The organism is Sphingobacterium sp. UBA7625, from assembly GCF_002484085.1.
Classification (GTDB): domain Bacteria; phylum Bacteroidota; class Bacteroidia; order Sphingobacteriales; family Sphingobacteriaceae; genus Sphingobacterium; species Sphingobacterium athyrii.
Window position 1 is genome coordinate 50,629 of sequence record NZ_DLJD01000051.1, and the last position, 11,078, is coordinate 61,706.

Genomic DNA, 11,078 nt, shown 5'->3' on the forward strand with positions numbered 1-11,078 from the left:
TTATACCTTGTTCTTTTCAGCAATCCACAGTGACATATATTTTGTGCTCTGTACAGTGTGATGTAGGAGGATCTGGCTAATAAAATTGTGTTGCCGATGTTTGTCCAGCTGTACCTTCAGTAAGGATAGATTGGTCATAAAGTCCGCTTGATATTTGCGTTTCTCGTAGCGTTCGTTGATGATACGGATACCATTGGACTGCGCTGTTGCCCAGACGACTTTGTCGTTATAAAGCGCCAAGGTTTTTTGGCAGAAAGCTTCGGGTTCATCTTCAATAAAACCATTCCAGGATAGATTGCCCTTCATCGCCTCAGCGCCAATCGATGTTGTGACGGTAGGGGTACCGGTATGCATGGCGTCGATAAATTTGCCTTTCACTCCGGCCCCAAATTGAATCGGCGCAATCAATAGTCTGTAGTTGGACATGGTGTCCTTTGCAGAATCTGTTCTTCCTTTGATATGAAAATTCTCTTTGGGATTATGTAACTGAAGTACTTTCTGTGTCGGATATGCCCCATAGATATGTAACTCTACTTTAGGGAGCATTTTACGAAGAACTGGCCAAATCGTTGTCTTTAGGTATTGCACGGTATGCCAGTTGGGTTCATGGATGAAGTTGCCGATAAATAGCAGATTTCCTCGTTCTTCAAATGACTTCCATGCATTCGTCTGGTCGGCCGTAATTTCATCTTCCAGAAAAGGTAGATAGTATAGAATATCAGGCGAAATCCGAAACACTTCCGTCAGGATTTTCATTTCAGACTCCGAGATAATTAATGATAGATCACAACGCAATATGGAGGCAATCTCCCGCTTTGCCGTGTCTGTAAACAATTCCTGAAAGGAAAAATCGTCTTTATTTTTGACGCAGGTTTGCCGTGCCTGTCGTAAGAAATGGAGGTCCTCGGTGTCGAGCACCCGAAGTGCATCGGGACACTGTTGAGCCACCCTCCAGCCATATTGTTCCTCGACCATGAACCTGTCGAATACAACAATATCGGGTTGTAACCATGCAATAAATTCGTCAAAACTATCACTATTGAGCACAATAGCTTGTTCGGTAATACCTCGCGACTTTAATGGTGCACTATAGGGAGATTTGGCTGCTGCAGAAGCAAAGGTTATTTGATAAGAACGATCCAGGAATGTCTCGATCAGTTGCATCATCCGAAAACCGGCGGCTGATGATGTTGGTTCTGGCCAAACCAGCCCGATGAACAATACCCTTTTCTCTTTCATGGGTGAAAATTACTGATTAATGTCAAAAGAATTGATGAAAACTTAACAATTTGTCATTTTGAAACGATTAGCTTTATTTCGTGTTTATATATACGGTACGGTTATTAGACAATAAACGATAATATGGGCAAGACTATTGTTCAACGCATTAGACGTTTTTCACCAAAAACCTATTGGAAGGAACTAATAGCTGTTTTGGTTATTTTATTGGCTTTCGTTTTTTTTAGAAATGAAAGGAAAGAACTCGCCGCCATTATTCCGCAGTTAAAAGCGGCAGATCTAACCTGGGTGTCGGTCGGCATCTGTATAACCCTGCTCTATGTCCTATTGCAAGGTGTGATGTATGTGCAGAGTTTCAAAGCCATTGGTCTCTCGATCAATTTGAAAATTGCCATAGATCTATTCCTAAAAAGAAATCTGCTCAGTGTATTTCTTCCTGCGGGCGGCATTAGTTCCCTCGCTTATACAACTACTCAGTTGCGAAAGCGGAATCTGAATACGACACAGATTCATCAGGCTGGCGCGCTGTATGGGTATGTGGGACTGTTAACCGTCTTTATGATTGGTGTCCCCGTCATATTGTATACAATTTGGGATAATAAAAATTTTGGTGATGCCTGGATTTCACTGTTAATTTTGGGTATACTGCTCGCTATTGTATTCTGGCTCGTATGGTCTTTCCGTACACACAAAGGAATTTACCGTTGGGTAGAACTAAAATTTCCTGCTGTTGCCTCCAATATAGACGAGATATTTTCCGGGGAAGTAAAAATGAAATATCTTCTGGGTACCGTGTTGGCGTCTATGGTTGTTGAATGCTGTGGGATAGCCCATGCTTTTGTCAGCATGTATGCGCTGGACTTGGATCATTCCTTTGAAGCAGCGGCTATCGCCTATACCGTTTCAGTGGTTTTAATGATTGTGTCACCTTTTTTAAGAGGTTTAGGTGCCGTGGAATTAACGATGCTGTATATCTTCAAGGCCTATGGCTACGGTCAGGCAGAAGGCTTGGGAATAACCATTCTTTATCGCGTATTTGAGTTTTGGTTGCCACTATTGTTAGGGTTAATCGCTTTCGCCTGGCGGGGCAGACAGCTTTTGGCGCGTGTAGGGCCAGCACTGCTGATCTTCTTCTTGGGCATGGTCAATATTGTGTCGGTGCTGACACCGCCTTTGGCCGATCGCATGAAGCTAGATCGGTTTTATTTACCCCTTGAAGCGATCCATGCATCTAAGTTTATGGTTTTTGTTCTAGGAGTAGGTTTGTTGGTTACGTCGGCTTATTTGATCAAAGGTTTTCGTGTAGCCTTTTGGATCGCTGTTATTTTTAGTACACTGTCGTTATTTGGGCATGTGTTTAAAGCGTTGGACTATGAAGAGGCATCGGTGGCCTTAATGACGCTCATTTTTTTGGGCATCAGTTATAAGCAATACCCAATTAAAAGCAATATTCGCTGGGTGAGGATCGGGTTTGTAACATTCGTCGTTGCATTGGTCGGGGTCTGTTTATTCGATGTATTGAGCTTCTACTTTATCGATAAGCAACATTTTGGAGTTGAATTTACTTGGCGGCAATCCATTTATCATACCGCAAAGAGCTTTTTGTTGTTCGCCGATGACGATCTGATGCCACATACCAATTTTGGGCAGGAATTCTTACGCATTACACAGGTCCTGGGGATTTTTTGCTGGTTCCTGCTGATCTATGCGCTCGCCCGGCCACGCCTGATCGCAGATGAAGATTCTAGTAAATCCGAACGTGAACGGGCGCAACAGCTACTGGATGAATTCGGACAGTCTCCCATGGACTTTTTCAAACTCGGGAAAGACAAATATCTTTTTTTCTCTGAGATTTCCGAAGGGTTTACCGCCTATAGATTGGCAAATGAGTTTGCCATAGTATTGGATGAGCCGGTTTGTGAACAGGGGGATAAAGAAGAGCTTGTCGAGGAGTTCGATCGTTATTGTTATGCCAATGGATTAAAAGCGATTTATTATCGGGTCGATGAAAACAGCCTGGTTCATTTCTCATCGCTTCGTAAGCAGAAGATCACCATTGGGCAAGAAGCTGTTTTGGAACTGGAAACATTTACGCTCGAAGGAAAAGAGCGTAAATCATTGCGCAATGGACTGAATGCACTCCAGAAAAAGGGATTTACAACCGCAGTGCTGAAGGCTCCGCAGCGTGCAGCAGTCCTTGATGAGCTTCGAGCTATTTCGGACGAATGGCTAAGAGAATTTGATAAAAAAGAAATGGTTTTTTCTCAGGGAATGTTCAATACCGCAGAACTGATCGAACAGGATATTATTGTGCTTAAAAATGGGAACGGTAAAAACGTCGCGTTCTTGAACGTCATTCCCGATTATGCCAAAGATGAATGCACTTATGATATGATCCGAAAATCACTGGAAGCACCCGGCGGGAGCATGGATGCGTTGATTGTAGAGATGATCAGTTATGCAAAAGCGCTAAAATATAGTTACCTGAATCTGGGAATGGTTCCGATGACGGGGCTGGAAGCAACAGAGAGCCCCGCAGAAAAGATTATGAAATTTGCGTCAACGCGACTTGGGAATTTTAAACATTATCACAGCTTACGTGATTTTAAAGCGAAGTATGCGACTTTTTGGGAAAACAAATACCTTATCTTTGATCATGATTTTGATCTGATACAGCTTCCGGTTGCGCTAGTTAAAGTAATGAAACCGAATGATTAGTATCATCTTGAGCGTTATTCGGCGAGTAATACTGATCCTATGAAGAAGTTGACCGTTTTATTTATCATTGGTTGCATGGCATTTCATGCCCTCGCCCAACAACGTTTGATCGAGATGAAATATTGGAACAACAAAACGGTATTGCCCCTGGTTCTTTATTTGAGTGGAGATGGTGGTTTCAATTCTTTTTCGAATAAGATCTGTCGGTTGATTGCCGATGCTGGATATGCTGTGGCTGCGATTGATTCCAAGAGCTATTTTTGGAAGAAAAAAACACCTAAGGATATCGCTGCGGATATGTCAAATACACTCAAAAATCTGATGTTGTCTCGACAGAATCACCAGCTTTTTATTGTGGGATATTCGTTTGGAGCAGATGCGGTACCTTTTATCATAAACCGTATCGATCCCTTAATAAAGAAAAATGTACGTAGCATTGTGTTACTGGAACCATCGGTATCGACCGATCTGGAGATACATATTGCCGATATTTTGGGTAGAAGCAGCACCAAGCGGAGCCTTGATGTAGTCGCTGAGATAAACCGAATAGAAGGTGTCAAAACAAGCGTGGTGTTAGGAGATGATGAGGCCGAATTTCCGGTAAAAAAGATTACATTAAAAAACTTTAATAAGAAATATCTTTCGGGTGGACATCACTTTAGCGGCAATGCGGAGCAGGTCGTTAAAACAACATTATCTCTTTTTTGATATTTCTTATCCTAGATCAAATAAATTACGAAATGGAGCCGCTATTTTTGAATTAGTTTTAAATAGAGAAGACACATGGAATTAGGAATAGGAATGTTTGGTGACTCCAGGATAGATCCCGCTACAGGTCAGATTCAGGCGCCACAGGATAGAATGAAAGAAATTATTGAGGAAATCAAACTGATGGATCAGGTTGGACTGGATTTCTTTGGTATCGGTGAACATCATCGGGCAGATTATGCTGTTGCTGCCCCGGAGATCATATTGGCTGCTGCGGCTACGGTGACAAAGGACATCAAGTTGGGCAGTGCTGTTTCCGTATTGAGTTCGGCGGACCCCGTCAAACTATATCAGGATTTTGCGACAGTTGATCTCTTGTCTGATGGTCGGGCAGAGCTGATGGCGGGCAGAGGGTCATTTATTGAGTCATTTCCGCTCTTTGGATATGACCTAAAGGATTATTCAGATTTGTTTGAAGAGAAATTGGAATTATTACTCCGGTTGAATAAACAAAATCCGGTTACCTGGCGTGGAAATTTTAGGGCTCCTTTGATCAACCAGGAAATTTTTCCACGTCCAAAGAACGGATCTTTGCCGATTTGGGTTGCGGTAGGAGGTACCACTTCATCTGTTATTCGTGCTGGAAAATTGGGTTTGCCGGTCATGTTCGCAATTATTGGAGGGATGTATGAAAGTTTCGACCATTTGTTTGAAATGTATCGCCAGGCGTATGAAGATAATGGACACGATATGTCAAAATTTCAGGTCGGGGTGCATATGCATGCCTTTTTTGGGGATAACAGCAGGCAGATTGCAGATTACTATTATCCCATCTACTCGGCACAGATGGATCGTGTCGGAGCTAGCCGCGGATGGCCACCTTATCAGCGGACACAATATGATTTTGGCAGGTCTTCAAGGGGGCATCTTATTGTTGGGGATGCTGAATATGCCGTTGACAAAATTTTGGCAATTCATGAAAAATTTGGATTGACGCGTTTTTCGGCGCATATGGACGTTGGTGCTCCGGGACATAAAGAGATGTTGCGGTCAATTGAAATTTACGGTGAAAAAATAGCGCCTAAAATTAGAGCAGTACTCAATAAAGATAGCTAAAGAACACATTATCATTTTTTTTAAGCAGAGATATTGCCTACCTTTGCCAATAAATTATTTTGGATAGTAAGATGCTTGGACTTAAGTTGTTGACAGATCCGCGATGGGCTAATATCGCAGAGGGAAATTTGGAAGAGATTTTGACAGATCATGCGTGGTGTGAACAAAAGGCAGCTTCAAATGCAATATCCTTGATCACAAACAACTCAGAGCATGAGGATTTGGTTCATGAATTGACAGCCATAGCCATTGAAGAGATGGAGCATTTCAAAATGGTTATTGACATCATCAAAGAGCGGGGCTATACATTGGGTCGCGAGCGGAAAGATGACTATGTAGGACAGTTGATGAAATTTTCCAAAAAGGACGGTAGCCGGAATATGGCGTTTATCGATAGACTATTATTTGCTGCAATGATTGAAGCACGTAGTTGTGAGCGGTTTAGGGTCTTGTCTCAAAATATCCAAGACAAGGAGCTTGCTCAGTTTTATTACGATCTGATGGTTTCCGAAGCGAACCACTATACAACTTTCCTTAATTTTGCAAGGAAATATTCCGTAGATGTCGATGTGGAAAAACGCTGGAAAGAGTGGTTGGACTTTGAAGGTAAACTGATCCAGTCTTACGGAAATAAAGAAGCCATACATGGCTAAAGGATAGCGAATCTACCTATTTTAAAACACATACATAACAGTTGTCCCGTTCTATTTTCTTTAGAACGGGATTTTTTGTCACTTAATTATTCTTATCTTTGTACCGTGATCGAAAAAAGTAAAATAATAGATATCAGGAGTTTGTCTTTGAGTCAGATCAAAGATCAACTGACCGCGTTGGGTGAACAGGGCTTTCGTGCAAAGCAGATTTATGAATGGATATGGGAAAAATCTTGTACAGATTTTGATCAAATGAGTAATTTGAGTAAGGCCCTGCGTGAAAAGCTGAAGGAAAATTTTACAATTAATGCAGTCAAAGTTAAAGAGTCACAAATCAGCTCGGACAAAACCATTAAAAGCAGCTTTAGGCTCTATGACGGTAATATCATAGAAGGCGTATTAATTCCTGCGCCTGAGCGTATGACTGCCTGCGTGAGTTCGCAGGTGGGCTGTAGCCTGACCTGTAAATTTTGTGCAACAGGTTACATGGATCGAAAACGTAATCTTAATGCAGATGAAATTTATGACCAAGTGGTACTTATCAGTAAGCAGGCTGAAGAGAACTATGGTCAGCCTTTGACAAATATTGTCTATATGGGCATGGGCGAGCCGCTATTGAATTACGCCAATATGATGAAGTCTGTTGAACGGATCACCGCTCCGGATGGCCTTAATATGGCTGCGAAACGAATCACTGTGTCAACAGCCGGTATTGCGAAAATGATCAAGAAACTAGGAGACGATCAGGTACGGTTTAACCTCGCTCTTTCACTACATGCGGCAAATGATAAAAAGCGTAATGAGATTATGCCAATCAATGAGCAGAACTCCTTAGCTGCATTAGCTGAAGCGCTAAAATACTTTTATGCGAAGACAAAGAGTCCGATAACATTTGAATATATTGTATTCAATAATTTCAATGACGAGTTGGAAGACGCCAAGGAGCTTGCTAAATTCTGTAAGCATGTCCCCTGTAAAGTAAATTTGATTGAATACAACCCAATTGCTCTGGCCGACTTCCTGAATGCCGAAGCTGACAAGATAGACGTATTCGCGAATTACCTAAAAAGCCAAGGAATCATCACCAATGTAAGACGAAGCCGAGGAAAGGATATTGACGCAGCTTGCGGACAATTGGCCATAAAAGACAAGGATAAAGAGACTGCTGAGGCTTAGTTTGCAATATTGTTGCTATCTTTAACTGAGGAAGTTAGCATGATGCCATTTGATCTACGGAATATTCTTGGTGATTTTGTTTCCATATTCTTTCCCAAAGAATGTGCCTGTTGTGGCTGTGTGCTGAAATATCAGGAAAAATATATCTGTATTGCCTGTGATTATCATCTGCCTTATACCAATTTTCATACATATTCGGATAACGATACCGCTAGGCAGCTCTGGGGCAAAGCGCCTATAGAAGAGGCTTGCTCTTTTCTCCTCCTACAAAAGGGGAGTCGTGTAGAGCGGCTAATCTACCAGATTAAATATAATAACCAGCCATTTTTGGCTGAATACTTTGGTTATCAGTATGGCCTCAAGCTCCTTCAATCCGAACTGTACGTTGGATTATCGGCTATTGTTCCGATACCATTACATACGAGTAAGCTTCGGAAAAGAGGTTATAATCAATCGGCTTATTTCGGTCGTGGGCTGTCGCGGGCGATGCATATTCCGTTATGGGAGGACGTATTGATCCGTAAACGGGCAACAATGACACAAACAGGTAAGGACCGTTTAGCGCGTTATGAAAATGTAGAAGACATCTTTGTCTGCGAAGAACTTTCAATGCCACAAGATGCACATATTTTACTTGTTGATGATGTACTTACTACTGGGGCAACCATTGTCTCAGCCGCAGTTACCCTGCAGGAATCCCTCGGATGCAAAGTGTCCGTGGCAACCTTGGCCCGAGCCCAATAGTTTTATTCGATAGCCGAGTTTACCGCCAATCAGTGCCTCCTGTCGACATAATTCAACAGATAGGCAAATCCGGCCATGCCAATTCCTACAGAATCAGCAAATAAATCCCACCAGTCACCACTACGGTAAGTAAAAATATAGAGCTGAAGTATTTCCGTTAATCCTGCAAACAGAAAACCGAAAAAAGAGACAATAAAGATGGGTAACCAGCGTGTTGGTTTTCCGCTAAATTGTTGAATAACACCGTTGTACATCAGTGTGCAAAAAACGAAAAACATGCCCGCATGAACGAGTTTGTCCATTCCGGGGTAGCTGGGAACTGTATCAAAGTTATTTCCGGGGAGCGAACATAAAACAATGACTATGATGGCCCAAATAAAACACCATTTGTAGTCCAGTAGGATTTTAATCATGGGAATAAATATCCAAAAATTTCTTGATAGAAGTGAAATGTAAATAATTTTAAAAAATTATTTACCTAATAATCAGCTTGTTAATATATTTTGTTTGTTTTATATGGTACTATGTATTGCATGGTACCATAAAATACATATATCTTTGTATTGTTATGATAGCTGAAAATACACAAATCCAAATGAGGAAGGGGATACTTGAATATTGTATCCTATCCATAATTTCTCGAGGAGAAATTTATGCCTCCGATATTATCAGCGAACTGAAGAAAGCTCAATTGTTGGTTGTGGAAGGAACCCTATATCCGCTTTTAACACGTCTAAAAAATAATGGCTTGTTGAGTTATATATGGAAAGAATCGACTTCAGGTCCGCCTAGAAAATATTATGAAATTACCCAAGAAGGACTTGATGTCCTTTCAAGATTGGACATTACCTGGAATGAATTGGTGTTTGCTGTAAACACGTCATTGGTGGGTAGAAACAATGATTCAACTAAACCAGTTAAAGACAATAGCGATGAATAAGACAATAATTATCAACATAAATAGCATCGTCTTCCATATTGAAGAGGATGCCTATGAGGTACTGCGGTCGTACATGATTGATATACAGAAGCATTTTGGTCAGTCGGAAGACAGCCGTGAGATTTTACAGGATATTGAGAACCGTATTTCTGAGATGTTTACAGAGAAGATCCAGGCGGGAAGTAAAGAGGTGCTCAATATGGAAGATGTAAATGCAGTTATTGATCAGATGGGGAGGGTTAGTGACTTTGAGTCGGAAGATCAGGATGACTATAGCTCCTTTCGCCATGAAACGAATACCAATGGTTTTAAGGTCGGTAAGAAATTAATGCGGGATCCCGACGATCGCGTTTTCAGTGGCGTCTGTAGTGGTCTTGGCCATTTCTTTGGGATTGAAGCCAAATGGGTAAGGTTACTTTTTGCACTTTTTGTCATAATCGGTGGATCGGGGCTATTGGTTTATGTGATTCTTTGGATTGTGATGCCGCCAGCGATTACCAGAGCGGATAAAATGGAGATGCGTGGCGAAGCGCCGAATATCCAGAATTTTAAACGTTCTTTTGACGAGGAAATGAGCGGTGTGCGGGAGACTTTTTCGCGGGGCATGGATCGCACCGGGGATGGCGTGGCGAAGCTATTGCAGATAATCGTTAAAATCATTGGCGTCTTCTTTGTCATCATCGTGGGATTGACTCTTATAGGCTTGATTATAGGTTTGATTTTCTTTGCCTTGGCCATCGTGAATGTTATTCCGGATGTGATGGACGATTCAGGACCATTTTATCTGATGGATCCTAGTGACGTCCCTTTTGCATTGATTGCTGGCTTTTTATCTGTATTTATTCCTTTTGCCGGTTTGTTTTATTTACTTCTTCGGGTGCTATTTGAGAAGAAGCCAATGAGTAATTATCTGACAACGACATTGTTTGTTGTGTGGTTACTGTCCGTTGGAGCACTTATTTACTATTCAACTTCGGTAGCGAAAGAATTTAGGGAATCGAGCACGATTGTGGACGAAAAGCCGCTACAGAAACAGCCGGTATATTATCTGAAGGAAAATGATGTTCGGGTTATCCGTTTAAAAAATGGGGTGAAAACCGGTATCGGAATAAAAAGCGAGAACCTTTCGTCTTATCTGAAACGGGATATCCGTATTCGGATTGAACGTATCGACTCATTGCAGGAACCTTATGTACGTTATGAATATTCTGCAAAAGGAAATACCTACAAAATTGCTACAGACAGGGCCGCAAAGATCAATTATGCACTGAAGCAAGATACAACTGCGTTGATTTTTGACAGTGCTTTCCAATTGAGCGAAGGTGAGCGCTACCGTGATCAGGAAGTGAATGTTACCCTGTTTTTGCCTGTTGGAACAAAATTGGTGATCAATGATAATTTGGAAGGTAAATTACGCGATATTTCATTTTACGAATGCCGCGACCGTTATAATAAAGATTTAAGGGATGTCAAGGATGTGGAATTTATTGTGACTTCGCTTGGTGTTAAATGTGCATTGCCTCCAAAAAAATCAGACGAAGAGGAGGCAGAAGATGCTGACCATAATGAAGTCGTTATTGCCGATACTTCCATTGTGATCCGTCGGGATACGATCATAAACACGAAAAAAGATGGCGCGTCCGTTCAGATAAAAAATAAATAATAAGCTGTCTTCCGCCTCAACCGGGCGGAAGACAGATCATACAAGCCAATACCATGATGAAGCCATTGAGCGCTGAGGTTAACTTGCAAAACAAGATAACTAGGGCCCTTTTGAAGTTTCA

At 41.7% G+C, this 11,078-nt stretch carries 10 protein-coding genes; 8 read left to right on the plus strand and 2 right to left on the minus strand.

The annotated features are described in order from the left end of the window. Positions 1–1,239, minus strand: a complete 1,239-nt coding sequence (locus B4G94_RS20430) for a glycosyltransferase (protein WP_286861524.1) — start codon at positions 1,237–1,239, stop codon at positions 1–3. A 123-nt stretch (positions 1,240–1,362) separates the two neighbouring features. On the opposite strand from B4G94_RS20430, the gene B4G94_RS20435 reads away from it, so the two are divergent. The 6 genes from B4G94_RS20435 (at position 1,363) to B4G94_RS20460 (ending at position 8,354) form a co-directional block, all read left to right on the plus strand. After that, the gene (locus B4G94_RS20435) at positions 1,363–3,957 is read left to right on the plus strand and encodes a phosphatidylglycerol lysyltransferase domain-containing protein (RefSeq protein ID WP_286861527.1); all 2,595 of its coding nucleotides are present in this window, start codon (positions 1,363–1,365) and stop codon (positions 3,955–3,957) included. 39 nt (positions 3,958–3,996) lie between these two features. Next, a complete protein-coding gene (locus B4G94_RS20440) occupies positions 3,997–4,665 on the plus strand; it encodes an AcvB/VirJ family lysyl-phosphatidylglycerol hydrolase (RefSeq protein WP_108634621.1) in 669 nt (222 codons plus the stop codon). A 75-nt stretch (positions 4,666–4,740) separates the two neighbouring features. Next, positions 4,741–5,781 carry an Atu2307/SP_0267 family LLM class monooxygenase gene (locus B4G94_RS20445; RefSeq protein WP_165309380.1) on the plus strand — a complete coding sequence of 347 codons (1,041 nt, stop codon included), beginning with the start codon at positions 4,741–4,743 and terminating at the stop codon, positions 5,779–5,781. A gap of 71 nt (positions 5,782–5,852) precedes the next feature. Next, positions 5,853–6,434, plus strand: coding sequence for a tRNA-(ms[2]io[6]A)-hydroxylase (locus tag B4G94_RS20450; RefSeq protein WP_108634623.1), 582 nt, complete (start codon positions 5,853–5,855; stop codon positions 6,432–6,434). Positions 6,435–6,509: 75 nt separating this feature from the next. Then, entirely contained in the window at positions 6,510–7,610 is a 1,101-nt protein-coding gene (gene rlmN, locus B4G94_RS20455; RefSeq protein WP_376786660.1) for a 23S rRNA (adenine(2503)-C(2))-methyltransferase RlmN, read from the plus strand. Between the two features lie 39 nt (positions 7,611–7,649). Further along, entirely contained in the window at positions 7,650–8,354 is a 705-nt protein-coding gene (locus tag B4G94_RS20460) for a ComF family protein (protein ID WP_286861532.1), read from the plus strand. Between the two features lie 29 nt (positions 8,355–8,383). Here B4G94_RS20460 and B4G94_RS20465 read toward each other — a convergent pair whose 3' ends face one another. Further along, the gene (locus B4G94_RS20465; protein WP_286861535.1) at positions 8,384–8,767 is read right to left on the minus strand and encodes a VanZ family protein; all 384 of its coding nucleotides are present in this window, start codon (positions 8,765–8,767) and stop codon (positions 8,384–8,386) included. A 155-nt stretch (positions 8,768–8,922) separates the two neighbouring features. Between B4G94_RS20465 and B4G94_RS20470 the strand changes: the two genes are divergently transcribed. Continuing rightward, positions 8,923–9,294, plus strand: coding sequence for a PadR family transcriptional regulator (locus B4G94_RS20470; RefSeq protein WP_104383543.1), 372 nt, complete (start codon positions 8,923–8,925; stop codon positions 9,292–9,294). Then, the gene (locus B4G94_RS20475) at positions 9,287–10,957 is read left to right on the plus strand and encodes a PspC domain-containing protein (RefSeq protein ID WP_286861537.1); all 1,671 of its coding nucleotides are present in this window, start codon (positions 9,287–9,289) and stop codon (positions 10,955–10,957) included. The genes B4G94_RS20470 and B4G94_RS20475 overlap by 8 nt, the downstream gene beginning before the upstream one ends. Positions 10,958–11,078 lie beyond the last annotated feature (121 nt).

Excerpts from the sequence above, each read along its gene's own strand:
- B4G94_RS20470 (WP_104383543.1), top strand. The coding sequence starts at position 8,923 with ATGATAGCTGAAAATACACAAATCCAAATGAGGAAGGGGATACTTGAA.
- B4G94_RS20440 (WP_108634621.1), top strand. The coding sequence starts at position 3,997 with ATGAAGAAGTTGACCGTTTTATTTATCATTGGTTGCATGGCATTTCAT.
- B4G94_RS20450 (WP_108634623.1), top strand. The coding sequence starts at position 5,853 with ATGCTTGGACTTAAGTTGTTGACAGATCCGCGATGGGCTAATATCGCA.
- B4G94_RS20445 (WP_165309380.1), top strand. The coding sequence starts at position 4,741 with ATGGAATTAGGAATAGGAATGTTTGGTGACTCCAGGATAGATCCCGCT.
- B4G94_RS20460 (WP_286861532.1), top strand. The coding sequence starts at position 7,650 with ATGATGCCATTTGATCTACGGAATATTCTTGGTGATTTTGTTTCCATA.
- B4G94_RS20435 (WP_286861527.1), top strand. The coding sequence starts at position 1,363 with ATGGGCAAGACTATTGTTCAACGCATTAGACGTTTTTCACCAAAAACC.
- B4G94_RS20465 (WP_286861535.1), bottom strand. The coding sequence starts at position 8,767 with ATGATTAAAATCCTACTGGACTACAAATGGTGTTTTATTTGGGCCATC.
- B4G94_RS20430 (WP_286861524.1), bottom strand. The coding sequence starts at position 1,239 with ATGAAAGAGAAAAGGGTATTGTTCATCGGGCTGGTTTGGCCAGAACCA.
- B4G94_RS20475 (WP_286861537.1), top strand. The coding sequence starts at position 9,287 with ATGAATAAGACAATAATTATCAACATAAATAGCATCGTCTTCCATATT.